Origin of the sequence: Ideonella sp. (genome assembly GCF_041914305.1) — a bacterium.
GTDB lineage: Bacteria > Pseudomonadota > Gammaproteobacteria > Burkholderiales > Burkholderiaceae_C > Ideonella.
The window spans coordinates 88,299-113,957 of the sequence record NZ_JAYSDQ010000003.1; the positions used below are offsets into that span (position 1 = coordinate 88,299).

The window sequence follows — 25,659 nt, forward strand, 5'->3', positions numbered from 1 at the left end:
GGGAAGGTGTGAATGGACTCGGCGTGGCCGAGCAGGCCGTCCGAGTGGCGCCAATCTAGGCGCAAAGCACAGCCGTAGTTCGCACTACGGCGAGCATTTGCAACGACGAGTGGCGTCGCTTGGGCGGGATGAGCGGTCATGGCGAGTTCGTTCGCACCTTCCTTAGTCTTCTCGCGTGCCGAGCAGCCCGCGCGGGCGGAACACCAGCATCAACACCAGCAGCAGGAACGGCAGGATCGGCGCCACCTGCGAGATCTTCAGTTGCAGCAAGGCGTGGCCGAAGGTGTCCGGGCCGGCCTTGATGCCCAGCGCGGCCAGCAGCCCCAACGCCGACTGGTCGAGCGCGACGGCGAAGTTCACCATCACGCCGATCAGCAGCGAAGCGAGGAACGCCCCGGCCAGCGAGCCCATGCCGCCGACCACCACGACGACGAAGACGATCGCCCCCACCCCCGCTGCCATGCCGGGCTCGGTGACGTAGGTGTTGCCGCCGATCACGCCGGCCAACCCGGCCAGCGCAGCACCGCCGCCGAAGACCATCATGAACACGCGCGGCACGTTGTGGCCCAGCGACTCGACCATGTCGGGGTGCGTCAGCGCCGCCTGGATCACCAGGCCGACCCGCGTGCGGGTCAGCAGCAGCCACAGCCCCAGCAGCATCAGCAGTGCGACCAGCATGATGAAGCCGCGCGAGCGGGGAAACTGGGTCTGGAACAGCGTGAACAGCGGCCCGTCGAGCAGCGGCGGCAACGCATAAGGCACCGCCGCGCGGCCCCAGACCAGTTGCACCAGTTCGAGCACCACGTACGACAGGCCGAAGGTGATCAGCAGCTCGGGCACATGGCCGAACTTGTGCACGCGGCGCAGCGCGAAACGCTCGAACATCGCCCCCAGCGCGCCCACGCCCAGCGGCGCCAGCACCAGCGCCGGCCAGAAGCCGACATAACCCGAGATCGTGTAGCCCAGGTAGGCGCCCAGCATGTAGAAGCTCGCATGGGCAAAGTTCAGCACACCCATCATGCTGAAGATCAGCGTCAGGCCAGAGCTGAGCATGAACAGCAGCAGGCCGTAGCTGATGCCGTTCAGAAGCGAGATGACGAAGGCTTCGAGAGACATGGGGCGCGGGTGAGAAGTCCCAAATTCAGTTCGATCGTCGTCTGGAAGCCGGCCCGTCGCCGAGCGCGGCCAGCGCACGGCCGCTCCGCAGCGGCCGCGCTATCCGCCCGGCGGGTGGTGGCTGTATTCAGCCACCGGGTGCCATTTCTCTAGGGCCGCTTCATCTGGCACGAGGTGGGCGTGGCCGACACGTACGACGGGTACATCCTCGTCAGCGCAAAGGTGTTGCCGGTCTCTTCGACGTTGTAGCTCTGCTTCGCGTCGGTCTTCTGCCAGGTGGCAAAGAACAGCGGCTGCTGCAGTTGGTGGTCGGACGCGCGCATCGTGATCTCGCCGGCATACGAGCGCACCACCAGGCCTTCCATCGCCTGGGCCACCTTGACCGGGTCGGTCGACTTGGCCTTCGCGATCGCGCCTTGCAGCGTGGCGAACAGGTGCAGCACCGTCGAGGTGGAGAAGTCTTGCTTGTACTTCTCGTGGAACGCGTCGCGGAACTGGCTGTATTCGCCCGGCAGGTTCGAGTACGAGCCATAGACCGTGGTGATCTTGCCGGCCAGTGCGTTGCCGATCGCGGTGGGCGTGCCCTGGGCGCCGGCGTAGTAGGTGTACCACTTGGCGTCGAGCCCGGCGTCCTTCGCGGCCTTGACCAGCAGTGCCAGGTCTTGGCCCCAGTTGCCGGTGATCACCGTGTCGGCACCGCTTTGCTTGATCTTGGCGATGTAGGGCGCGAAATCTTTCACCTGGCCCAGCGGGTGAAGCTCGTCGCCCACCACCTGCACCGCCGGCGTCTTGCGGGCGATGATCTCTTTGGCATAACGCGACACCTGCTGGCCATGGGCGTAGTTCTGGCCGATGATGTAGACCTTCTTGACCGACGGGTCTTCGGACATCGCGGTGACCATCGCCTCCATCTTCATCGAGGTGTCGGCATCGAAGCGGAAGTGCCAGAAGCTGCACTTGCTGTTGGTCAGGTCGGGGTCGACCGCGGCATAGTTGAAGAACACCACCTCCTTGCCGGGGTTGCGTTCGTTGTGCTTGTTGACCGCATCGAGGATCGCGGCCGCCGCGCCCGAGCCGTTGCCTTGCGCCACGTAGCGAAAGCCCTGGTCGATCGCGGCCTTCAGCACGTTCAGGCTTTCCTGCGGCGAGGCCTTGTTGTCGAAGGCCACCACCTCGTACTTCACGCCGCCCTTGGCGCTGGCGCGCTCGGCGGCGAGTTGGAAGGTGCGAAGAATGTTCTGCCCGATGTTGGCGAAGGGGCCCGATTGCGGATCGATGAAGGCGATCTTCACCGTCTCACCCGCCTGGGCGCACGCCAGCCCCGTTTGCAGCAGCAGCGCCGCGCCCATTGCCAGAGACCAAGAACGTCGCGTTGCCATGGTTGTCTCCTAAGTGCTGTACCGCAGTGCGGACGGTAGCGGCGATTGCCGCGGGCAGGTTTCGGGGGTTCCCCGAACGGCGCTGTCGCCAGCGGGACAGCGCCGCACGGCTCAGGCCGTGGGCAGGGTGTAGGCCTTGAACTGGTCGCGCAGCTTGAGCTTTTGCACCTTGCCGGTCGCCGTGTGCGGGATGTCGGCCACGAACGCCACGTCGTCGGGGATCTGCCACTTGGCGATCTTTCCTTCGAAGAAAGCCAGCAGCTCGTCGCGCGTCACCGTGGCGCCGGGCTTGGGCACCACCACCAGCAACGGCCGCTCGTCCCACTTGGGGTGCTTGCAGGCGATGGCGGCGGCCTCGTGCACGCCCGGGTGCGCCATCGCGATATTCTCCAGGTCGATCGAGCTGATCCACTCGCCGCCGGACTTGATCACGTCCTTGCTGCGGTCGGTGATCTGCATGAAACCATCGGCGTCGATCGTCGCCACGTCGCCGGTGGGGAACCAGCCGGGCTCGCCGTCCACGCTGACCAGCGGCGATTCGCCGGCGTGGCGGAAGTAGCTGCTGATGACCCAGCCGCCACGCACCACCAGGTTGCCGGCGGCCACGCCGTCCCACGGCAGGGCCTTGCCGTCGTCGTCGATGATCGCCATGTCGATGCCGTAGATCACGCGGCCCTGCTTCTCGAGCAGGCGCTGCTGGGCGTCGCGCGGCAGTGCGTCTTGCCTGGAGGTCAGCTTGGACAAGGTGCCCAGCGGGCTCAGCTCGGTCATGCCCCAGGCGTGGATCACCTCGACGCCGAAGTCGTCCTGCAGCGTCTTCATCATCGCCGGCGGGCAGGCCGAGCCGCCGATCACCGTGCGCTTGAAGCTGCTGAACTTCAAGCCGTTGGTCTTCATGTAGGTCAGCAGGCCCAGCCACACGGTGGGCACGCCGGCCGAGAAGGTGACCTTCTCTTCCTCGAACAGCTCGAACAGCGACTTGCCGTCGAGGTGCGGGCCGGGGAAGACCAGCTTGGCGCCGACCAGCGCGCCCGAATACGGCAGGCCCCAGGCGTTGACGTGGAACATCGGCACGACCGGCAGGATCACGTCGCGCGCCGAGCAGTCCATCGCGTCGGGCAGCGCCGAGCCGTAGGCGTGCAGCACGGTGGAGCGGTGGCTGTAGACGGCGCCCTTGGGGTGGCCGGTGGTGCCCGAGGTGTAGCAGATGCTCGACGCGGCGTTCTCATCGAGCGCCGGCCAATGGTAGTCGGCGTTCTCGGCCTCGACCAGCTCTTCGTAGCAGCGCAGGTTGGCCAGCCCGGTGCTGGCCGGCATGTGGGCCCGGTCGGTCATCAGCACCAGGTGCTTGACGGTCTTCAACTCGTGCGCGAGCTTTTCGACCAGCGGCAGGAAGGTCAGGTCGAAACACAGCACGCTGTCGGCCGCGTCGTTGGCGATCCAGGCGATCTGCTCGGGGAACAGGCGCGGGTTGATCGTGTGCAGCACCAGGCCCGAGCCCGAGGCGCCGTAGTACAGCTCGAGGTGGCGGTAGCCGTTCCAGGCCAGCGTGGCCACCCGATCGCCAGGGCCGCAGCCCAGCCGGGCCAGCGCCTGCGCCACCTGGCGCGAGCGCCGCTCCACCTGCGCCCAGGTCGTGCGGTGCACGTCGCCCTCGACCCGCTTCGACACGATCTCGGTGTCCGCCGCGTGTCGCGCCGCATGGCGGATCAGCGAAGAGATCAACAAGGGCATGCTCATCATCTGGCCGGCAAGTGCGGACATGGGTGTCTCCTGTCAGGGTTGCCACGCATGATAGGCAGGCGAAGACCACGCTCCCAAGGAGGTGAAGCCCTGATACGCCGCCCCGTCGTGCGGGACCGTTGTTTCCCACACGACATCCCTACCGATACGCCAGCCATGTGGTGCTAGATTCGATCGCCCCATGCCGTCAGCAATGCCGTAGCCTCCCAACCCATGCAGTCCCCGCCGCCCTCCCTACGCCGCAGGCGGCACGCCTTGCAGGTCTTGGGCTGGTGGGCCGCGGTGGCCGGGTGGCCCGGGTCGACGCTGCGGGCGGCCGAAGGCGGCGCGCTGGCGGTGGTCTACCCCGAGATCGGCGAACCCTTTCGATCGGTGTTTGCCAGCATCATCGACGGCATTCGCGAACAGGTCCGCCAGGCGGTGCCCGGCTTTGCGGTCGGCACCGAGATCACGGCGCCAGCGCTGGCCGACGAGCTTCGCAAGCGAGAGGTGCGGGTGGTCATCGCGCTGGGCCGCAGCGGGCTGAAGGCCGCCGAGGCGCTAGACCGCTCGATCAGCGTCGTCGCCGGTTGTGTGCTGGCGGTGCCCGAGGCGCAGGCCCAGGCCTACACCGTGTACAGCCTGGCGCCCGACCCGGCGCTGATCTTTGCGCAGCTGCGCCGCATGCTGCCCGCCGCCCGCCGCGTGTGGGCCGTGCACGACCCGCAGCAGAACGCCTGGCTGATGCGCCTGGCGCAAGACGCCGCAAGGCCGCTCGGGCTCGAGCTGACAACCATCGAGGCCGGCGACCTGCAGCGCGCCACCAAGGCCTACCAGGACATCGTCGCCGCGGCCGAGCCCCAGCGCGACGTGCTGTGGCTGCCGCAAGACTCGACCACCGTCGAAGAGGCCACCTTGCTGCCGCTGGTGTTGCAAGAGGCCTGGCGGCGCAACTTCGCGGTCATCTCCAGCAACGCGCAGCATGTGCGCCGCGGCGCGCTGTTCGCGCTGTACCCCGACAACGCCGCGATGGGCCGCAGCCTGGCCCAGTCGGCCATGGACACCCTGACCGGCAAGCGCCCCGCCCGCGGCCTGCGGCCCTTGCGCGATGTGCTGGTGGCCGCCAACCAGCGCACCGCCGCCCATCTGGGCCTCGAGCTGGACCTGCGCGCCCAGCGCATCGCCAAGCTGTACCCCGAGTCATGATGCGGTTCCTGCGCGCCCCCTTCACCCCCGCGTCGTTCTCGCAGGATTGGCGCGAATCGAGCTTCCGCGGCCAGCTCAGCGCCGCGGCCACCACCGGCATCTTGCTGCTGGCCTTGCTGTCGTCGCTCGCCAGCTCGTGGCTGGCCACCCGCCAGGTCCGCGCCACGCTGGTCGACCAGGGCCAGCGCGTGGCCCAGAGCCTGGCCCACCAGGCCCCGCTGGCGCTGATCTCGCTGGCGCCCGAGAACGCGGCCGAAGCCGTGCGCGCGACGCTGGCCTTCCCCGACGTGATCGGCGTCGAGCTGCGCAGCGCCAATGGCCAGGTGCTGCTGGCCCGCGGCGCGGTCGGGCCCGGCACCGTCACCATGGCCCCGCGGCCGGTGCTGGGCGAGCCGCGGCTGGCCGCCGAGACCGACGACGCTTGGCACTTCGTCGCCCCGGTCGTCGCCCAACGCAACGCGACACCGTTCGACGTGATCGAGAACCAGGACGAGTTGCTGGGGGATGTGCGGGTGGTCGTCGGCAAGGGCACGCTGCGCCGCATGCTGGCGCAGGTCTTCTTCGCCAGCCTGGCCATCTCGCTGCTGCTGGCGGTCTTGTTCGTCGTGCTGCTGCGCTGGCTGGCCAGCCGGCTGACCCAGCCGCTGACCGAGCTGTCCAACACGATGGCCCGCGCCGAGCGTGGCGAGCCCGGCGTGCACGCCACGCTCAGCGGCCCGAGCGACATCCAGCAGATGGCGCGGGCCTTCAACCGCATGATCGATGCGCAGAACGCCCGTGGCGAAGAGCTGCAGCGCCACCGCGACCAGCTCGAGGCCGCCGTGCTGGCCCGCACCGCCGAGTTGCAAGACGCCAAGGAGCGCGCCGAAGTGGCCAACGCCGCCAAGAGCGAGTTCCTGGCCCGCATGAGCCATGAGCTGCGCACGCCGCTGAACGCCGTGCTGGGCTACGCACAGCTGCTGCGCATGGACGCGGGACTGAGCGACCGCCAGCAAGCCGGCCTGGGCATCATCCAGAGCAGCGGCGAGCACCTGCTGACGCTGATCGTCGACATCCTCGACCTGGCGCGCATCGAGGCCGGCAAGACCCTGATCGAGAGCTCGCCGGTCGATCTGGGCTGCCTGGTGCGCAGCGTGGCCGACATCGTGCGCGTCAAGGCTGAAGAGAAAGGCCTGGCCTTCGTCGTCGATGTCGACCCGGCGCCGCCGGCCCATGTGCTGGGCGACGAAAAGCGCCTGCGCCAGGTGCTGATCAACCTGCTCGGCAACGCCGTCAAGTTCACCGAGCAAGGCCACGTGACGCTGTGCGTGCGCCACCTCGGCCCGGTGGCCCGCGGCGCGCGGCTGCACTTCGAGGTGCGCGACAGCGGCGTGGGCATCAGCGCCGAGGCCGCGCAGCGCCTGTTCCAACCTTTCGAGCAGGCCGGCGAGGCCCACCAACGCGCGGCCGGCACCGGCCTGGGCCTGGCCATCAGCCGCCAGCTGGTGCGGCTGATGGGCGGCGACGTGCAGGTGCGCAGCCAGCCGGGCGCCGGCAGCGTGTTCTGGTTCGAGCTGACCCTGCCGCTGGCCGACACGCCGCCGGCCCCGCCGCCCGCGCCGGCACCGTTCGTCCAGGGCTACGACGGGCCGATGCGGCGCATCGTCGTGGCCGACGACGTGCCCGCCAACCGCACGATGCTGTGCGAAATGCTGCGCCGGCTCGGCTTCGACGTGCACGAAGCGTGCGACGGGCAACAGGCGCTGCACCAGGTGCAGCTCGTGCAACCGGACCTGCTGCTGATGGACGTGCGCATGCCGGTGCTGGACGGGCTGCAGGCCACGGCCCGGTTGCGCCAGGACGCCGCCACCCGCTCCTTGCCGGTGGTGCTGGTCTCGGCCAACGCCTCGGCCGCCGATCGCCAGGCGGGCCTGGCGATCGGTGCAGACGACTTCCTGGCCAAGCCGGTCAGCCACGAGCAATTGCTGGCGGTGCTGGCCGCACAGTTGCACCTGGCGTGGCACCGGGCATGAAAACCACGCTCCTGGCGCCGCCCAGTCGGCTGATGTGGCGGCCGGGAGCCCGAATGCATAGACTACGCCGCACCCGCAACGGCAACGATCTATGACACCCTGGTGGTGCTGCGCCTTGACCCTGGCCCTCGGTCTGCTGCTGGCGCCGCCAGGCGCGCACGCCCAGACCGACGAAGAGGATTTGGCGCTGGCCTATGGCGACCAGGGCAGCGTCAGCATCGCTACCGGCAGCCCCCAGCCGCTGCGCCGGGCGCCGGCGGTGGCCACGGTGATCACCGCGAAAGACATCGCCGCGATGGGCGCCATCGATCTCGACGAGGTGCTCGAATCGGTGGCCGGCCTGCATGTGGCCCGCGCCGCCAATGTCTACGGCCCGCTCTACGTCATCCGCGGCATCTACAGCCAGTTCACGCCGCAGACCTTGCTGCTGCAAAACGGCGTGCCGATGACGACGATGTTCGTCGGCAACAAGGGCAACATCTGGGGTGGCTACCCGGTCGAGCACATCGCCCGCATCGAGGTGATCCGCGGCCCGGGCTCGGCCCTGTATGGCGCCGATGCCTACTCCGGCGTGATCAACATCATCACCAAGACGGCGGCCGACGCGCCTGGCACCCAGGTCGGCGTGCGGGGCGGCTCGTTCCACACCTGGGACAGCTGGGTGCTGCACGGCGGCCAGTTGGGGCCGTTGGACGTGGCCGCCTACCTGCGCGTGGGGCAGACCGACGGGTTCAGAAGCATCATCACGGCAGACGGCGCCCAGCCCGCCGTCTCGCTGGCCCCCGGCCCGGTGAACACCGGGCGCGACGCGGTGGACGGCAACCTCGACCTGGGCCATGGCCACTGGCGCCTGCGCTTCGGCTACAAGCTGCGTGACAACGTGGGCACCGGTGCCGGCATCGCGTCCGCACTCGACCCCGCGGGCAAGATGCGCAGCGAGCGCATCACCAGCGATCTGTCGTGGACCGATCCGCAGGTCGCGCCGCACTGGGGCGTTGGGCTGACGGCCAGCACGCTCTACTACGCCGACACCGTCGTGTCGGACCTGATCTTGCTGCCGGCCGGCACGACCCTGGGGCCGGGCAACGTGTTCACCGACGGGCTGATCGGCAGCCCCAACAAGTGGGAACGGCAACTGCGCCTGTCGGCCTTCGCCACCTACACCGGCTTCAGCGGCCACAGCTTGCGCTTCGGCCTGGGCCACGACGACCTGAACCTGTACAAGACGGCCGAGTACAAGAACTTCAACCCCAACTTCAGCCGCATCGGCACCGGCTCGTTCGAAGACGTCACCGACTTCTCCGACACCGAGCTGAAGTTCCTGCAGCCGCAGCGGCGGCGGGTCGACCACGCCTACGTGCAAGACGAATGGGCCTTTGCCCGCGACTGGGCCCTGACGGCCGGGGTGCGGGTCGACCACTACTCCGATTCCGGCCGAACCACCAACCCGCGCGTGGCGCTGGTCTGGGATGCGCGCTACGACCTCACCGCCAAGCTGCTGCTGGGCCGAGCCTTCCGCGCGCCGTCGTTCACCGAGCAGTACAGCGTCAACAACCCCGTGCTCGGCGGCAACCCCGCGCTGCGCCCCGAGACCATCCACACGCTGGAGACGGTCCTGGCCTGGACGGTGGACGCCCAGACCCAGGTGAACCTGAGCCTGTTCCGGTACACGATGCGAGACATCATCCGCGGCGTGCCCAACACCGCACCGCCACCTGCCAACACGGTGCAGAACGCCGGCAGCCAGCGCGGCCACGGGCTGGAGCTGGAGCTGGTGTCGGAGCTCAACCGCCACCTGCGCCTGGCCGGCAACTACGCCTACCAGCACTCGGTCGACCAGGCCACCGGCCAGGACGCCGGCTACGCCCCGCACCACCATCTGTATGCGCGGGTGGACTGGAACTTCGCCGGCGAGTGGCTCGCCAGCACGCAGCTGAACTGGGTGGCCGATCGTGAGCGCGCCGCCGGCGACGCACGCCAGCCGATCGCCGACTTCACCACGGTGGACCTGACGCTGCGCACGGCCGCCAGCCCACGCCCATGGGGCATGGCCGTGACGCTGCGCAACCTGTTCAATGCCGACGTGCGCGAGCCCAGCCTGGCGCCGGGCACCGCCATCCCGAACGATCTGCCGATGGCACGGCGGGCCCTCTACGCGCAAGTGAGCTACCGCTTCTGATCGAGATGGCAAACACCTTGCATCGCCACCCTGCACCACCACCCCGGCTGAAGCGACCCGCAGCCACCGGCCTGAGGGCGGGATGGAGGCTGGGCTTGATGGCGGCCCTGCTGGTGGGGCACGGCGCTGGCCTGCGGGCCGCCCAGCCGACCGAAGAAGAAGAGCTGTCGATGGCGTTCGGCGACAAGTCTTTCGTCAGCATCGCCACCGGCTCGCGGGTGCCGGTGGCGCGCGCACCGTCAATAGCCACGGTGATCACCGCCGAAGACATCGTCGCCAGTGGCGCGATCGACCTCGACGAGGTGCTCGAGACCGTGCCGGGCCTGCATGTCGAGCGCTCGACGCTGGGCTTCACGCCGATGTACACGATGCGCGGCATCCGCGGCAGCATCACCAACCCGCAGGTGCTGTTGCTCGTCAACGGCATGCCGCTGACCTGCGTCTACGCCGGCGACCGCGGCATCAACTGGGCCGGCCAGCCGGTCGAGAACATTGCCCGCATCGAGGTCATCCGCGGCCCGGGCTCCGCGCTGTACGGGGCCGACGCCTACGCCGGCGTCATCAACATCCACACCAAGACCGCGGCCGACATCGCGGGCACCCAGCTGGGTGGTTATGGCGGATCGTTCGGCACTGCCGGCGGCTGGCTGCTGCATGGCGGCCGGCTGGGCGCCGTCGACATGGCCGCCTACCTGTCGTTCAGCCAGACGGACGGCGCGCGGCCCACCGTTCAAGAAGACGCGCAGACCGGGCTGGACAACATCTTCGCCCCCTTCGGCGTGCCGCCCGTGTCGCTGGCGCCCGGCGCCCCGAACTACGCCCACAAGATCCTGGCCGGCGCGCTCGACTTCACGGTCGACGCCTGGCGCCTGCGCACGAGCTACAAGCACGCCACCGACATCGGCTCGGGCACCGGCGTGGCGCAGGCGCTGGACCCGAACGGCCGCAGCTCCAGCGAGCGCGTCGACCTCGACCTGAGCTGGCACGACCCGGCCTTCAGCCGCGGCTGGGACCTGACCGCCCGCGCCAACGCCGCCCACTACTACGAGATCTCGCACCTGTTCTTGTTCCCGGCGGGCACCAACCTGGGCCTGGGCACCTTCGAAGACGGCATGATCGGCGCGCCCGCCAAGTGGGAGCGCCACCTGCGGCTGGAGACCACCGCGGTCTATTCCGGCGTCGCGCAGCACCGCTTCCGCCTGGGTGCCGGCTACACGCTGCAAGACATGTACAAGAACCGGGAGACCAAGAACTTCAACCCCGACTTCAGCCCCATCGGCACCGGCTCGCTCGAAGACGAGACCGATGTCACCCACACCGTGCCCTTCACCACGCCGCACAAGCGCCATGTCGTGCATGCCTACGTGCAAGACGAATGGGCGCTGGCGCCCGACCTGTCGCTCACCGCGGGCCTGCGCCACGACCGCTACTCCGACTTCGGCGGCACCACCCACCCCCGCCTCGCGCTGGTCTGGGAGGCAGACTACGACGTGACCGCCAAGCTGCTGTACGGCAGCGCGTTTCGGGCGCCCTCGTTCACCGAGCTGTATGTCATCAACAACCCGGCGGCGATCGGCAACCCCGACCTGAAGCCCGAAACCCTGCGCACGCTCGAAGCCGCCTTCAGCTGGCAGGCGGCCACCAACGCGCACCTGGGGCTCAACCTGTACCGCTTCCGGCAAAGCGACATCATCCGCACCGACAACGCGATCACCTTCCAGAACCAGGGCCGGCAAGACGGCCGCGGGCTGGAGCTCGAAGCGCAGTGGGACCCCAACCGCGCCTGGCGCCTGGCCGGTGGCTACAGCCTGCAGCGTGTGCTCGACAGCGACACCGGCCGCGATGCCGGCCTGGCACCGCGCCAGCACGCCAACCTGCGCGTCGACTGGCGCCCGGCCGCCGATTGGCAAGCCCAGGTGCAGGCCAACTGGGTGGCCGATCGGCGCCGCGAAGCGCAGGACACGCGACCCAAGGTGCCCGACTACACCACCGTCGACCTGAACCTACGCGTCGAGCCCGGCGGCGGCCCCTGGGCCGTGGCGCTGACCCTGCGCAACCTGTTCAATGCCGACGCGCGCGAGCCCAGCATCTACGGCGTGCCTTTCGTGTCGCTGCCCTATGACATCCCGCTGGCCGGCCGCTCGGCGCTGCTGCAGTTCAGCTGGCGGCTCTGAGCCCGAACGGCCGCAAATGACCGCCGGAGGGGGCTCATTTCCATCGATCGCCCGGCGCGCCGCCACGCACAATAACGACATCGCAGCACGCAACCGACCGCAGACTGGGCGGAGTCAGGGAACCCGTGACCCTGTGCCAAGCGAACCGTCGCCGTTCTCACGAGCAGCGCCGGAAGTGAGCCCGCCACCCGTCAGAAGGTCGCGGGCTTTTCTTATGCCCGCACGCCAGCCGAAACGGGTGCCGCGGCGACAACGAATGGTTGCAAGCTCGGGCCTGGCCGCACGATCGGCGCTCTTACGATCGGCCGCGAGGAGAGCCCCATGACCATTCGCCCCCGCCCCGCCGCCCTGGCCGCCCCGCTCGTGTTCGTCGTCGCCGCCTGGTCTGCGCCCGGCCTGGCGGCCGCCGGCTGCACCAGCCACCACACGCTCGAGCCGGCATCGACCTTTCCCAGCCTGCCCGGCCGGCTGGTCTACCACTCGTACCTGGCCTATGGCGACGGCAGCTCGCGGATGTTCCTCTACGACTTCGCCAGCCAGGCGCTGACGCGGCTCGACAGCGCGGCCTGGGCCATCACCGACCCGATGAACGCCCGCTTCTCGCCCGACGGCCGGCGCATCGTCTTCATGGGCCGGCAAGGCGGCAACTGGCATGTCTTCCAGTGGTCGCCGGGCTCGCCCGACCTGCCCACCAACCTCACCGCCGCCATCGGCGGCCGCAACGAAGACCCCAAGTTCTCGTTCGATGGCCGGCGCATCGTCATCAAGCACGATGGCGACCTGCGCATCGGCAACCTGTCGGCAGACGGCGGCACCGTGGCCTCGTGGGAGGCGGTGACCACCGACGGCTGGGCCACCGAAGAATCGATGCCGTACTTCAGCCCCTCGGGCAAGTACCTGTTCTACACCGTGGGCACCGGCGCCTCGATGCGCATCTGGCGCATGGACCTGGCCACCCACAAGGCCACGCAGTTCTCGACCCCGCCCGACGGCGCCCACGAGTACTACCCGGTCGTGCGCGACTACTCGAACTACTACTTCACCCGCACGCTCGCCGGCAGCGGCAACGACCAGATCCTGCGCCACGCCGTCGGCCAGGCCAGCGGCGCACCCGAGACGCTGGCGCTCAACGATTGCGAGCGCGACAACTCCGACGCGGCGCCGGTCGACGAAGACCTGCTCGCCTTTTCGAGCGACGCCTACGACACGACCTACTCGCTGGTGATCGGCCACCTGCGCAGCGGCAAGGTCTGGCGCATCGCACCTGGCCAGATCAACAGCGGCGACGGGCGCAACAAGCTGGGCGCCGACTACACCGCGCGGCGGTAGCCGGCGCGCCCCCACACCGACTGGCAAGGCAGCCCCGATGAGCACCGCACACACCCACGACGTCGCGATCATCGGCCTGGGCGCCATGGGCAGCGCAGCGGCTTTCGAGCTGGCGCGGCGCGGTATCGACGTGGTCGGCTTCGACCGCTTCACGCCGCCGCACACCATGGGCTCGTCGCACGGCGACTCGCGCATCATCCGCGAGGCCTACTTCGAGCACCCGGTGTATGTGCCGATGGTGCAGCGCGCCTTCGATCTGTGGCACCAACTGGAGCAGCTCAGCGGCACGCGGCTGCTGGCCCCCACCGGCGGGCTGATGATCGGGGCGCCCGACAGCGAGCTGGTCGAGGGGGCCCGCCGCAGCGCGCTGCTGCACGGCCTGGCGCACGAGATGCTGTCGGCCAAGGAGATCCACGCGCGCTTTCCGGTGCTGCACCCGGAGCCCGGCATGGTCGGCGTGTGGGAGCCGCGCGCCGGTGTGCTGGCGCCCGAGGCCTGCGTGGCGGCGCAGCTCGACCAGGCCCTGCAGCGCGGCGCCACGCTGCGCTTCGACGAGCCGGTCGATCGCTGGCAGGCCGAAGGCGGCGGCGTGAGCGTGTTCACCGCGCAGCGCCGCTGCCGCGCGCGGCAGTTGATCATCAGCGCCGGCGCATGGGTCGCGTCGCTGCTGCCCGGCATGCGGCTGCCGTTTCAGGTCGAGCGCCAGGTGCTGCACTGGCTCGCACCGGCCGCCCATGCCGATGCCTTCGGCCCCGATCGCTGCCCCGTCCACCTGTGGCAGATCGACGGCCAGCGGTTCTTCTACGGCTTGCCCGACATGGGCACGGGCGTGAAGCTGGCCTTCCACCATGGCGGCGACGCCTGCACCGTCGACACCGTGCGCCGCGAGGTCAGCACGCAAGACGTCAACGACCTGCGCGCTGCTGTACGCCGCTTCGTGCCGGCGGCCGACGGGCACCGGCTCAGCTCGTCGGTGTGCCTGTACACCAACACACCCGACGAGCACTTCTGGCTCGGCCGCCACCCCGAGCAGCCGCAGGTCATCGTCGCCAGCCCTTGCTCGGGCCACGGCTTCAAGTTCGCGCCGGTCATCGGCGAAATCGTCGCCGACCTGGTGCAGGGCCAACCGACACGCTTCGACCTCGGCCTGTTCGGCTGGCGTTAGGGGGCGATGCCCAGGCGATCACCCGCCCGAACCTTGCGGGTCACACCGGCAGCGTCAGGCCTGCACCGGCGCCAGCCAATGCCGCGCCGCCAGCACGATCGGCATCGCCACCAGGATCAGGTGGGTGCACCAGTCGGCCACCGTCCATGGCCACCAGTCGGACGGCGCCCCGGCGCGCGACAGCGGCAGCACCACGTGGTGCATCGCCAGCAGCAGCACCACGCCATAGGCCAGGCCCACCAGCGGCCAGGGCCAGCGCAGCAGCGCCGGCACCCGCTGCGCCACCAGCACGAAGGCGGTGGCCATGCCGAGCGCGATGAAGATGTGCAGGGCCACGCCCAGCAAGGCGGTGGCCAGCCCGCCGGCGACGGCCGCCTCGCGGCCGAGCAGGCCCGACGCCACGCTCTGGAAGACCCGCTGCGGCGACACGCCCTTCGCCACACCCCAGAAGATGGTGGCCAGCAGGCCGTCGTTCAATGCGGCCACGCCACCGCCCACCAGGATGGCCATCCACGTCGCTTGGTTCATCGTCTTCTCACCGTTGTGTTCACAGTTCGCTGGCCGCGCGGCCCAGCTGGCGCGCGGCAACTTCGATCTCGCTCGGGCTGAGCGCCGCAAAGCCGAACAGCAGCCCCGGCTGCGCCGGCGGGCGGATGTAGTGCTGCGCCAGCGTGTAGACCCCCACGCCGCGCAAGCGCGCCGCCTCGATCAACTCGGCCTGCCGCGTGGCGACGCGGCCCTTGAGCCGGCCCACCACATGCATGCCGGCGTGGCTGTCGTGCAGCTCCAGCCAGTCGGCACCGTGCTGCTGCATGGCCGAGAACAAGGCATTGCGCCGCGCCCGCAGCGCGCGCACCACCCGGCGCAGGTGGCGCTCGAAGGCGCCGGTCTCCATGAAGTGCGCCAGTGCGGCCTGCTCGATCGCCGGGCAGCCCATGTCCATCAGGCGCTTGGCGGTCACGAAGTCTTCGCGCAAGGCCGCCGGCAGCACCATGTAGGCCAGCCGGATCGACGGCGCCAGCACCTTCGAGAAGCTGCCGACGAAGATGACGCGGTCCTGCCGGTCCATCGCCTTCAATGCCGCCACCTGCCGGCTGTCGTAGCGGATCTCGGCGTCGTAGTCGTCCTCGACGATCCAGGTGTCGTGGCGTGCGGCATAACGCAGCAGTTCCTGACGCCGCCGCTGCGACATCACCGCCCCGAGCGGAAACTGGTGCGATGGCGTGACGAACACCAGCCCGGGCCGCCGCTCGGGCAGCTCGTCGACCACCAGGCCCGACTTGTCCACCGGCACGCCGACCAGCCGCGCACCATGGGCCAGGAAGGTGTGGCGGGCCGAGAAGTAGCCCGGGTCTTCGACCACCGCGGTGTCGCCCTCGTCGAGCAGCACCCGCGCGGCCAGCGCCAGCGCCTGCTGCGTGCCGGCGACGATCAACACCTGGTCGGGCGAGGCGTCGACCGCGCGGCGGCTGCGCAGGTACTTGCACACCTGCTCGCGCAACGCCGGCACGCCGGCCATCGCCGGGTAACCCATCGGCGTGTACAGCGCCGCGCGGGCCAGCGCGTTGCGCCATTGCTCGGGCAGCAGCGCATCGGCAAACGGCTCGCCATACTGCAGGCTGTAGCGCACGCCCAGGTGCCGGCGCCAGGCCGGAAACTCGCGCAGCAGCTCGCGCGCTCGCCGCGCATAGGCCGACGGCGCCGGCGTGGCGCCGGGCAGCAGCGCCAGGGCCGGCGCGCCGTTGGCCGGGGCGCTGTCGCGGCCGTTGGCATGCACGTAGCTGCCCGCGCCCACGCGCCCCTCGACCAGCCCTTGTGCACCCAGGTGTTCGTAGGCGGCCCGCACCGTGTTGCGCGCCAGGCCCAGCGTTTGCGCCAGCTCGCGCGTGGGCGGCAGGCGCGTGCCGCTGGCCAGCCGCCCCTGCTGCACAGCGCTGCGGATCGCGCGGCTCAACTGCAGGTACTGGGGCCCGTCGGCGTCGAGGTCGAGGTGCATGGCGGAGTGGTTCGGTTCGCGGGCTCACAGCGTACAGCGGGCCCAGCTCGCATTCAGCGTGCGGCCGGTCTCGTCTTGTGCCCACACCACCAGCGCCAGCTCGGCCGGCGTGGGCGTCGGCAGCGCCAGCTCGGCCCGCCAAGGGCCCGCCCCCGCCACCGGCCCCGCGGCAGCGCGCACCACGTGCTCATGGTGCAGCGTGGCACCGCGGTTCTCGCCCTGCGACACCGCCGACACCAGCCCGCCTTCGAGCAGCACTGCCTGCAGCCAGATCGGTGGCGCGGTGGGCGCCGCCTGGGCGCGCAGCTCGAAGCGCAGGCGGTCACCGGCGCGCGCCAAGCCTTGCAGCACCAGCGCCACCGCCGGTGTCTGCGCGGCCTGGCGCAGCAGGCGCGAGCGCAGGGCCCGCTCGTCGCGCCAGGCAGCGAATGCCTGCCCGTCGACGAAGACCTGCGGCGTGACCACCGCCGGCACGCTGCCGGCCGCGACGAGCGCACGTTGCCGCTGCGACGACGCGGGCAGCGCGAAACGGTCAACCCAGCCCAGGCTGTCGAAGTAGTCGACATGCCAGACCACCGGCACCAGGGCCGGCCCAGGCTCGAACGCGCCGAAACGGCGCTCGGCCGGCGGGCAGCTGTCGCAGCCCTCCGAGCTGTACAACTCGACCAGCACGATGCGCGCACCCGGCGGCGCCGTGCGGCAGGCCAGCGGCGTGGCGGCAGGCACCGCCGGCGTGGCCGCGAAACCGTGCGGCGCCGCCGCCAGCAACACCGCGCCGAGCAGGCGGCGCGCGCCTTCAGAAGCGGACATTGGCGCGCAAGTAGACGAAGCGGCCACGCGGGTCGACATAGGTCGGGTCATAACCGGCCTGGAAGAAAGCCCGGCCGCCGTTGTTGGTGTACGGCGGGTCGGTGTCGAGCAGGTTCTTCACGCCCAGGCCCAGGTCGAGCGTGCGGCTGAACTGGTAGGTGCCCAGCAGGTCGTAGGTCGTGTAGTCGCTGACGCGGCGTATCTTGCCGTCGGGGTCTGCGGTTCCGGGCACGTCCTTGTAGCCGGTCTGGAAGTTCTGGGCCAGCGTGGCCGACCACGGGCCCGAGCGCCAGTTGAAGGCGAGGTAGTGCTTCCAGCGCGGGATGATGCCGGCCGCGTTGGCGCTGGCCAGGCTGTTGGCGTCGGCGATGCCGTCCGAGAAGCTGCCGTCGGGCGCCTGCACGTCGTACTTCAGGAAGTAGGTGCCGCTCAGGCTGATGCCCAGGTCGCCGATCGGCAGCTTGGGCCAGCGCAGCTTGGCGTCGATGTCCAGCCCGCGGATCTTGCTCTGGCCCAGGTTGATCTGGCGCTGGTCGATCTGGACGATCGGCCCGGGCAGGTTCGGGAACGCGTTGTCCGGCGGGCCACGGTGCACCAGGTCACCGAAGCGGTCGAGGTCGCCCAGGATGTTGTCCACCGGCACGCCGGCGACGATGGTCTTGCTGAGGTGGATGTCGAAGGCATCGACACCCAGCGACAGCCCGGCCATGGGCTCGACGACGAAGCCCAGCGTGGTGTTGCGGCTGCGCTCGGGCTCGAGCGCGGTGTTGCCGCCGGCGAGGATCGGGAACTGCGTCTGGCAATCGTTCGAGCTGTTGTTGCCGTCGATGCCGCAGCGCAACGGGTCGTCCAGCCCGTTGGAGCTGACGCCGGTGACCTGCGGCCCGAACAGGTCGGTCAGGCTGGGGGCGCGAAAGCCGCGGCCGATCGAGCCGCGCAGCAGCAGCTCGCGCATCGGTTGCCAGCGCACGCTGGCCTTCGGCGTGGTGGCCGAGCCCGAGCCCTCGTAGCGGTCGTGGCGCACCGCCAGGTCGAGCTCCAGCCCTTTCATCAGCGGCGCGCTCAGCTCGGCGAACACCGCCTTGACCTGGCGGTCCTGGTCGACCGGCAGGAAGTTGCCGCCGAAGCCGGTGATGTCACCCGACTGGATGGTCAGGCTCGGCGACGACTCGAAGGCCTCGCACCGCAACTCGCCGCCCAACGCGAGCGCCAGCGCCCCGCCCGGCAGGCTGGTCAGTTCGGTCGAGCCCTTGAGCGCCAGGCTGCTGAGGCTGGTCTGGTTGACGTAGGCGTTGCCACGAAACTGCGTCGCCTCGATCTCGGCCAGCACATCGGGCGTGTTGGGGCCGAAGAAGTTGACGCGCCCGCTGTTGAGCAGCGGCAGGATGCCCTGGTACGACGGGTAGCCGTGGTTGACGCGCTCGGTGACCTTCGATTGGCTGTGCAGCAGCGCGGCGTCGAAGTCCCAGCCGCCCAGCGTGCCGCGCAGGCCGAGCACGCCACGCGCGGGCTCCACGATGTCGGTCAGGTCGCGGTCGCCGGTCACGATCGAGCGGTAGCGCACCAGCAGGTCGGGCAGCGGTGCGCCGGCATCGACCAGCGTGCGCACGAAATCGGTCGGGTAGTAGGGCGAATCGGGCTTCAGCACGATGGTGGCGTTGCCGTTGTAAGGCGCCACGTTGAACAACGGGTGGTTCGGCGGTAGCGCGAACTGGTCTGAGATCGGCACAGGCTGGATCACCGTGTGGATCGTGTTGCGGCCGATCGAAAACTCGCCGAAGGCCTCGATATCGGGGTTCAGCGGCACGATCGCACTGGCCATGAAACCGACCCGCTCGGTCGGTGGCACCAGCTGCACCGACGGCGCGGGGTCGTAGCGGCACACCGCCGGGCTGTTCAGCGGGCTCGACACCGATGGGTCGCAGTCAGGCGCCAACGGGTTGTAGCTGTGGCCCCCGAAAAAGATGTTGGCCGGGAACGCGTTGCCCGAGGTGGTGTCGTTCAGGTGCTTGACATTGATGCTGGACCGGGCGAAATCGCGGTCGCGGCCACGCAGCCCTTCTTCCTTCTGGTAGGTGCCGATCAGCGTGAGGTTGTAGCCGTCGACCGCCGATTCGCCATGGCCCCACAGCACGCTGGCGCGGCTGATCGCGCCACCGCCTTGGGTCGAGTTGCCGTACTCGAGGCCGACCTCGGCGCCGCGGTAGTCGCGCCGCAGCACGAAGTTGATGACGCCGGCCACCGCGTCGCTGCCATACACCGCCGAGGCCCCGTCCTTCAACACCTCGACACGCTCGATGGCGGCCAGCGGGATCGAGTTGACATCCACCGACACGCTGTCGCCGATGGCGCCGAAGGCACTGACGCGCCGGCCATTGATGAGGATCAGCGTGCGCGTGCCCGACAGGCCGCGCAGCGATGCGCTGGAGATGCCGCCCGTCGTTGCGCCCGCGGCCATCGACGCGGTGACCGCCCCGCCACTGGTGGCCGCGGCAACCCGCGTCAACAGCTGCTCGACATTGGTCGCGCCCGACGACTGGATCTCTTCGCGCCGGATCACCTGCACCGGCAGTGCGGTTTCGGCCTCGATGCGCTTGATCGACGAGCCGGTGATCTCCACCCGCTGCGGCTTGGCCTCGGGCTCGGCCGGCGCGGCCGGCTGCGCCCACGCCGAGCCCATGGCCCCGATGCCGATGGCCCATGCCAGCGCCTGGGCCAGCGGCGTGCGGTGGATGAAGCGGAGGCTGGGGCGACTGGTGGCGCGGCGGCGGCGTGGCGGCATCGTGGCTCTCCTGCGGTGTTGTGGAATGCCGCAAATTCTGGGATTGGCCCAATCGATCGCAGGGGCCCAATTCGGGCGCGGCGATGGGGCCCAATCGAGCACGACCGTGCCCGCCCAAGACCTTGCCGCCAGCGCTGAAGGCGGGCCTGCCTACACTGCGCGGATGAACGATCGATCGACCGCCTCGCTGGCGCCCATCGCCCCGCTGGCCTGGTCCAACCGCTTTGCCACGCTGGGCACGGCCTTCTTCACCGAACTCGGCGCCACCGGCATGCCCGACCCGCATTGGGTGGCCTGGAGCGACGACTGCGCCGCCCTGCTGGGCTGGGGTGCCGATTGGCGCGAGACCGGCCACGCCGAGGGCACCGCGCCGCCGCTGCAGGTGTTCAGCGGCAACGCGCTGTGGCCCGGCATGCAGCCACTGGCTTCGGTCTACAGCGGCCACCAGTTCGGCGTCTGGGCCGGCCAGTTGGGCGATGGCCGGGCGCTGTGGCTGGGCGAGCTCGACACACCGTCAGGCCCCTGGGAGATCCAGCTCAAGGGCGCCGGCCTGACGCCCTACTCGCGCATGGGCGATGGCCGCGCGGTGTTGCGCTCGTCGGTGCGCGAGTTCCTGTGCTCCGAGGCGATGCACCACCTGGGCATCCCGACCACGAGAGCGCTGTGCGTGACCGGCTCGACGCTGCCGGTGCGGCGCGAGCGCATCGAGACCGCGGCGGTGGCCACGCGCGTGGCGCCCAGCTTCATCCGCTTCGGCCATTTCGAGCACTTCGCGCACCACGGCAAACCGGCTGAGCTGGCGCAACTGGCCGACTTCGTGATCGACCGCTTCTACCCCGAGTGCCGCGAAGAGCCCACGCCGGTGCTGGCGATGCTGAAGGCGGTGACCGAGCGCACCGCACGGCTGATGGCGCAGTGGCAGTCGGTTGGTTTTTGCCACGGCGTGATGAACACCGACAACATGTCGATCCTGGGCCTGACGATCGACTACGGGCCCTTCGGCTTTCTCGACGGCTTCGACCCACGCCACATCTGCAACCACTCGGACGACCGCGGCCGCTACGCCTTTGCCGCGCAGCCGCAGGTGGCGTGGTGGAACCTGCACGCGCTGGCCCAGGCGCTGGCGCCGCTGGTCAACGACGACGTCGACGGCCTGCAGGCCGCGCTGGCGCCCTACCCCGAGGTCTTCAGCCAGGCGATGACCGGCCTGATGCGCGCCAAGCTCGGCCTGGCCCAGGCGCGCAGCGACGACCCCGCGCTGATCGACAGCTGGCTGCAACTGCTGGCCACCGAGAAGACCGACTACACGATCGCGCAGCGCCGGCTGTGCGATTTCTCGACCACGCCCGGCGCCGCCCAAGGCGGGCTGCGTGACCTGTTCATCGACCGCGCCGCGTTCGACGGCTGGGCGCAGCGCTACGCCGAACGGCTGGCCGCCGAAGGCAGCGACGACGCCACGCGGGCCTTGCAGATGCGCCGGGCCAACCCCAAATTCGTGCTGCGCAACCACCTGGCCCAGACTGCGATCGAACGCGCCGAAGCCGGTGATTTCAGCGAGGTGATGCGCCTGCTGAAAGTTCTGAGCCGCCCGTTCGACGAACAGCCTGAGCACGAGGCGGACGCCGCCTTCCCGCCCGACTGGGCCCAACACCTTGAAGTGAGCTGTTCCTCATGAGTCATCGACATGACGATCCCCGCTACCCGGTTCAAAAGACCGACGAAGAGTGGCGCGCGGCGTTGAGCCCCACCGAGTACCAGATCGCCCGCCACGCCGCCACCGAGCGCGCCTTCACCGGCCGCTTCTGGGACCATTGGGAAAGCGGCGTCTACAAATGCGTCGGCTGCGGCGAGACGCTGTTCGAATCGGGCACCAAGTTCGATGCCGGCTGCGGCTGGCCGAGCTACTGGCAGGCGGTGGACGACGGCCGCGTCGAGCGCGTGGTCGACCAGTCGCACGGCATGACCCGCGTCGAGGTGCGCTGCGCCAAGTGCGGCTCGCACCTGGGCCATGTGTTCGACGACGGCCCGGCGCCCACCGGCGAGCGCTTTTGCATCAACTCGGCGGCCATCGACTTCGACGCCGCCAAATAGGCCCCCACGCCCGCTCTGGCGGGCAGCCTTGCAGGCCGCGCCGAGCCAGAGGCTCGGCCCTTCGCTAGGCACGAACAGTCCTCAGGACTGTTCATGTCCGAGCGAAGCCCCCCGAGGTGGCTCGCGCAGCGGACCGGCAGAGCCAGATCCGCGCACGCCACTTGATGAGCGGCGACGCTGCGCGCGCCTGGCCAGTCCAGCGGCGGCTCCGTGGCGGCAGTAGACTGCGGCCCGCGCCCGCCGCCGGTGGGCCGGCTCGCCCGTATTCCATGAAGCTGCTGCTCGACTTCCTGCCGCTGGTCCTGTTTTTCGTGACCTTTCACTTCACCGGGCGCAACCCGGAGGCCGCGGCGGCCTTTGCGACCGAACACTTCGGCCAGTTCATGTCCGGCGGCACGGTCGGGCCCGACCAAGCGCCGGTGCTGCTGGCGACCATCGTCGTGATCCTGGCCACGCTGACGCAGGTCGCAGTCTTGAAGCTGCGTGGCCGCCATGTCGACCTGATGCTGTGGGTCAGCCTGTGCCTGGTGGTCGTGCTGGGCGGCCTGACGATCTATTTCCACAACGACACCTTCATCAAGTGGAAACCCAGCGGCCTGTACTGGACGCTCGGCCTGGTCTTCTGGGTCAGCCAGGCGATTTTTGGTAAGAACTTGTTGAAGAAACTGATCGGCGAACAGCTCGAATTGCCCGAGCCGGTGTGGCGCCGGCTGAACCTCGCCTGGGTGCTTTTCTTCGGCTTCATGGGCGTGCTGAACCTGTGGGTGGTCTACAACTTCTCGACCAGCACCTGGGTCAGTTTCAAGGCCTTCGGCACCACCGCGCTGATGTTCGTCTTCTTCCTCGGCCAGGGCATGTACCTGAGCAAGTACCTGCCTGACGAGGAAGAGGCCACGCCTGCGGCCGGCACGGCCGACAAGCCCGGCAGCGAACCATGACCAAACCCCATGTCACGGCCGCCGCCGTGCAGCAGCAATTGATGGCGACGCTGGCGCCTTCGGAGCTGGAAGTGCGCGACGACAGCGCGGCCCACGCCGGGCACGCCGGCGCCCGCGAAGGCAGCCATCTGGCGGTGCGGATCGTCAGCGATCGCTTCAGCGGTTTGACACGTTTGGCGCGCCATCGCCTCGTGTATGATTCTTTGAGCACTTTGATGCCACAGGGCATCCACGCACTGGTGATCGATGCTCGTGCACCGGGTGAACCCTGAAAAGTAGCTGGCGCAAACCGCCTGGTGTCCACGCGAGACTCATGTCGCGCGTTGCCCTCAGGTCGCGATTGACGCGGCATGCCTGACAAGCAACCCCCTAGTTCCACAACGTTGACCCTCGTCACGAGTCACCATCTGAAGGCGACACGCATGAACCTGAAATCCACCGCCGTCCTGGCTGCCGCTGCCATCCTGTTGCCGCTCGCCGTGCAAGCGCAAAACGTGGCCACCGTGAACGGCAAGCCCGTTCAAAAGGCCCGCGTCGACATGCTGATCAAGCAGGCCACCAAAGGCGGCCAGCCGGCCACGCCCGAGCTGCAGACGCGTGCCCGCGACGAAGTCGTGATGCGCGAGATCTTCGTCCAGGAAGCCGAGAAGAAGGGCATCCTGGCCAGCGCCGCCTACAAGGAACAGATGGAACTGCTGCGCCAGACCGTTCTGATCCGCGAGCTGTTCGAAGACTTCAAGAAGAAGAACCCGGCCACCGACGCCGAAGCCAAGGCCGAGTACGACAAGGTCAAGGCCGCTCAATCGGGCACCGAATACCGCGCTCGCCACATCCTGGTCGAAAGCGAAGACGAAGCCAAGAAGCTGATCGCCGAGATCAAGGCCGGCGGCAAGTTCGAAGACCTGGCCAAGAAGAGCTCGAAGGACCCCGGCTCGGCCGAGAACGGCGGCGACCTCGACTTCGCCAAGCCCGACAGCTACGTGCCCGAGTTCAGCGCCGCGCTGACCGCGCTGAAGAAGGGCGAGATGACCGAGACCCCGGTCAAGACCCAGTTCGGCTACCACATCATCAAGCTGGAAGACAGCCGCGAAGCGACCTTCCCGTCGTTCGAAGAAGTCAAGCCGCAGCTGATGCAGCGCGTCGAGCAGACCAAGCTGCAGAAGTACCAGGACGACCTGAAGAAGGCCGCCAAGACCGACTACAAGTTCGCCCAGCAATAAGCCGCTTCGCGAACCCAGACGAAAGCGCCCCCCGGGGCGCTTTTTTCATGGCCCGAATTTGCTTGCTTGAACTTATTGGACCGCGGCGAACCGGCGGGCCGCGTGTCGCGCTGTATCGTTCGCCGCGTCCCTCACACGGCCCGCACGCAACGACGCGTTGAACGCCATGACGACCGACACCTTGACCAGCGATTGCGCCCCCGCCCCCGTGAGCTTCGGCGAAGCCTTCGCCTTCTGGTTGAAGCTCGGCTTCATCAGCTTCGGCGGGCCGGCCGGGCAGATCGCGATCATGCACGAGGAGCTGGTCGAGCGCCGGCGCTGGATCAGCGAGAACCGCTTCCTGCATGCGCTGAACTACTGCATGCTGCTGCCCGGCCCCGAGGCACAGCAGCTGGCCACCTACATCGGCTGGCTGATGCACCGCACGGCCGGCGGCATCGTCGCCGGCGGGCTGTTCGTGCTGCCGTCGCTGTTCATCCTGGTCGCGCTGTCGTGGGTCTACATGGCCTATGGCCACGTGCCGGTCATCGCCGGCATGTTCTTCGGCATCAAGCCGGCCGTCACCGCGCTGGTGGTGCATGCAGCCTACCGCGTCGGCTCGCGGGCGCTGAAGAACGCGTGGTTGTGGGGCATTGCCGCGGCGGCCTTCGTGGCCATCTTCGCCTTGCAGATGCCGTTCCCGCTGATCGTGCTGGTGGCCGGTGTCATCGGTTATGTCGGCGGCCGCTACGCGCCGGCCAAGTTCAGCGCGGGTGGCGGCCACGGCGCGGCGCACCAGCCCTATGGCCCGGCGCTGATCGACGACCACACGCCCACCCCGCCGCATGCGCGGTTCAGCTGGGCGGACTTTCGCCGCGTCGTGGTGGTCTTCGTGGCCTTGTGGGCCGCGGCCATCGGTGGGCTGACCGTACTGTTCGGCTGGGACGCGGTCTTGACGCAGATGGCCTGGTTCTTCACCAAGGCCGCGCTGCTGACCTTCGGCGGGGCCTACGCGGTGCTGCCCTATGTCTACCAGGGGGCAGTCGACCAATATCAGTGGCTCACAGCCACCCAGATGATCGACGGCCTGGCCCTTGGCGAAACCACGCCGGGCCCGCTGATCATGGTGGTGTCGTTCGTCGGCTTCGTCGGCGGCTGGACGAAGGCGATCTTCGGCAGCGATGCGCTGTTGCTCGCCGGCGCGGCGGCGGCCACGGTGGTCACCTTCTTCACCTTCCTGCCGTCGTTCTTCTTCATCCTGCTCGGCGCGCCGTTCATCGAGTCGACCCACGGCAACCTGAAGTTCACCGCGCCGCTGACCGGCATCACCGCGGCCGTGGTCGGGGTGATCGTCAACCTGGCGGTGTTCTTTGCCTGGCACGTGCTGTGGCCGCAGGGCCTGTCCGGCCGCTTCGACGGGCTGTCGGCACTGATCGGCGTCGGCGCGGCGATCGCGCTGTTCCGCTTCAAGGCCGGCGTGATCCCGGTCGTGCTGGGCTCGGCGCTGGCCGGGCTGGCGATCAGCCTGGCGCGCCCGCTGCTGGGCTGAAGCGCGCCGAGA

At 69.2% G+C, this 25,659-nt stretch carries 19 protein-coding genes; 12 read left to right on the forward strand and 7 right to left on the reverse strand.

The window, feature by feature from the left end; translation table 11 throughout:
* Nucleotides 1-162 precede the first annotated feature (162 nt).
* The 3 genes from ACE3SG_RS05115 to ACE3SG_RS05125 form a co-directional block, all read right to left on the reverse strand.
* Nucleotides 163-1,116, reverse strand: coding sequence for a branched-chain amino acid ABC transporter permease (locus ACE3SG_RS05115; RefSeq protein ID WP_374562917.1), 954 nt, complete (start codon nucleotides 1,114-1,116; stop codon nucleotides 163-165).
* 149 nt (nucleotides 1,117-1,265) lie between these two features.
* A complete protein-coding gene (locus tag ACE3SG_RS05120; RefSeq protein WP_374562918.1) occupies nucleotides 1,266-2,495 on the reverse strand; it encodes a branched-chain amino acid ABC transporter substrate-binding protein in 1,230 nt (409 codons plus the stop codon).
* A 111-nt stretch (nucleotides 2,496-2,606) separates the two neighbouring features.
* Nucleotides 2,607-4,259, reverse strand: a complete 1,653-nt coding sequence (locus ACE3SG_RS05125) for a 3-(methylthio)propionyl-CoA ligase (protein WP_374562919.1) — start codon at nucleotides 4,257-4,259, stop codon at nucleotides 2,607-2,609.
* 234 nt (nucleotides 4,260-4,493) lie between these two features.
* On the opposite strand from ACE3SG_RS05125, the gene ACE3SG_RS05130 reads away from it, so the two are divergent.
* From ACE3SG_RS05130 to solA, 6 genes are all read left to right on the forward strand, one after another.
* Nucleotides 4,494-5,423, forward strand: coding sequence for an ABC transporter substrate-binding protein (locus ACE3SG_RS05130; protein WP_374562920.1), 930 nt, complete (start codon nucleotides 4,494-4,496; stop codon nucleotides 5,421-5,423).
* Nucleotides 5,420-7,435, forward strand: a complete 2,016-nt coding sequence (locus tag ACE3SG_RS05135; protein ID WP_374562921.1) for an ATP-binding protein — start codon at nucleotides 5,420-5,422, stop codon at nucleotides 7,433-7,435. The genes ACE3SG_RS05130 and ACE3SG_RS05135 overlap by 4 nt, the downstream gene beginning before the upstream one ends.
* A gap of 115 nt (nucleotides 7,436-7,550) precedes the next feature.
* Entirely contained in the window at nucleotides 7,551-9,614 is a 2,064-nt protein-coding gene (locus ACE3SG_RS05140; RefSeq protein WP_374562922.1) for a TonB-dependent receptor plug domain-containing protein, read from the forward strand.
* A 98-nt stretch (nucleotides 9,615-9,712) separates the two neighbouring features.
* Nucleotides 9,713-11,788 (forward strand): TonB-dependent receptor plug domain-containing protein, encoded by a 2,076-nt coding sequence (locus tag ACE3SG_RS05145; protein WP_374562923.1) that lies wholly within the window; start codon nucleotides 9,713-9,715, stop codon nucleotides 11,786-11,788.
* A gap of 321 nt (nucleotides 11,789-12,109) precedes the next feature.
* Nucleotides 12,110-13,117, forward strand: coding sequence for a TolB family protein (locus ACE3SG_RS05150; protein ID WP_374562925.1), 1,008 nt, complete (start codon nucleotides 12,110-12,112; stop codon nucleotides 13,115-13,117).
* Nucleotides 13,118-13,154: 37 nt separating this feature from the next.
* Nucleotides 13,155-14,282 (forward strand): N-methyl-L-tryptophan oxidase, encoded by a 1,128-nt coding sequence (gene solA, locus ACE3SG_RS05155; protein WP_374562926.1) that lies wholly within the window; start codon nucleotides 13,155-13,157, stop codon nucleotides 14,280-14,282.
* Nucleotides 14,283-14,336: 54 nt separating this feature from the next.
* Here solA and ACE3SG_RS05160 read toward each other — a convergent pair whose 3' ends face one another.
* From ACE3SG_RS05160 to ACE3SG_RS05175, 4 genes are read right to left on the reverse strand one after another with little or no spacing between them, the layout of a single operon-like run.
* Nucleotides 14,337-14,810: a hypothetical protein gene (locus ACE3SG_RS05160; protein WP_374562927.1), complete on the reverse strand. Its 474-nt coding sequence runs from the start codon at nucleotides 14,808-14,810 to the stop codon at nucleotides 14,337-14,339.
* Between the two features lie 19 nt (nucleotides 14,811-14,829).
* Nucleotides 14,830-16,278, reverse strand: a complete 1,449-nt coding sequence (locus tag ACE3SG_RS05165) for a PLP-dependent aminotransferase family protein (protein WP_374562928.1) — start codon at nucleotides 16,276-16,278, stop codon at nucleotides 14,830-14,832.
* A gap of 24 nt (nucleotides 16,279-16,302) precedes the next feature.
* A complete protein-coding gene (locus ACE3SG_RS05170) occupies nucleotides 16,303-17,088 on the reverse strand; it encodes a DUF1223 domain-containing protein (protein WP_374562929.1) in 786 nt (261 codons plus the stop codon).
* Nucleotides 17,075-19,870: a TonB-dependent receptor gene (locus tag ACE3SG_RS05175; protein ID WP_374562930.1), complete on the reverse strand. Its 2,796-nt coding sequence runs from the start codon at nucleotides 19,868-19,870 to the stop codon at nucleotides 17,075-17,077. Before ACE3SG_RS05175 ends, ACE3SG_RS05170 begins: the two co-directional genes overlap by 14 nt.
* A gap of 163 nt (nucleotides 19,871-20,033) precedes the next feature.
* Here ACE3SG_RS05175 and ACE3SG_RS05180 point away from each other — a divergent pair, with 163 nt between their 5' ends.
* The 6 genes from ACE3SG_RS05180 to chrA all read left to right on the forward strand — a co-directional run bounded on the left by ACE3SG_RS05180 (nucleotide 20,034) and on the right by chrA (nucleotide 25,647).
* The gene (locus ACE3SG_RS05180) at nucleotides 20,034-21,545 is read left to right on the forward strand and encodes a YdiU family protein (protein WP_374562931.1); all 1,512 of its coding nucleotides are present in this window, start codon (nucleotides 20,034-20,036) and stop codon (nucleotides 21,543-21,545) included.
* Nucleotides 21,542-21,961, forward strand: coding sequence for a peptide-methionine (R)-S-oxide reductase MsrB (gene msrB, locus ACE3SG_RS05185; protein ID WP_374562932.1), 420 nt, complete (start codon nucleotides 21,542-21,544; stop codon nucleotides 21,959-21,961). Before ACE3SG_RS05180 ends, msrB begins: the two co-directional genes overlap by 4 nt.
* A gap of 269 nt (nucleotides 21,962-22,230) precedes the next feature.
* Entirely contained in the window at nucleotides 22,231-22,899 is a 669-nt protein-coding gene (locus ACE3SG_RS05190) for a septation protein A (protein ID WP_374562933.1), read from the forward strand.
* Complete coding sequence (locus ACE3SG_RS05195; protein WP_374562934.1) at nucleotides 22,896-23,171, forward strand: BolA family protein; 276 nt, start codon at nucleotides 22,896-22,898, stop codon at nucleotides 23,169-23,171. The genes ACE3SG_RS05190 and ACE3SG_RS05195 overlap by 4 nt, the downstream gene beginning before the upstream one ends.
* Nucleotides 23,172-23,321: 150 nt before the next feature.
* The gene (locus tag ACE3SG_RS05200; protein ID WP_374562935.1) at nucleotides 23,322-24,119 is read left to right on the forward strand and encodes a peptidylprolyl isomerase; all 798 of its coding nucleotides are present in this window, start codon (nucleotides 23,322-23,324) and stop codon (nucleotides 24,117-24,119) included.
* A 166-nt stretch (nucleotides 24,120-24,285) separates the two neighbouring features.
* Nucleotides 24,286-25,647, forward strand: coding sequence for a chromate efflux transporter (gene chrA, locus ACE3SG_RS05205; protein ID WP_374562936.1), 1,362 nt, complete (start codon nucleotides 24,286-24,288; stop codon nucleotides 25,645-25,647).
* The last annotated feature ends 12 nt before the right edge of the window (nucleotides 25,648-25,659 follow it).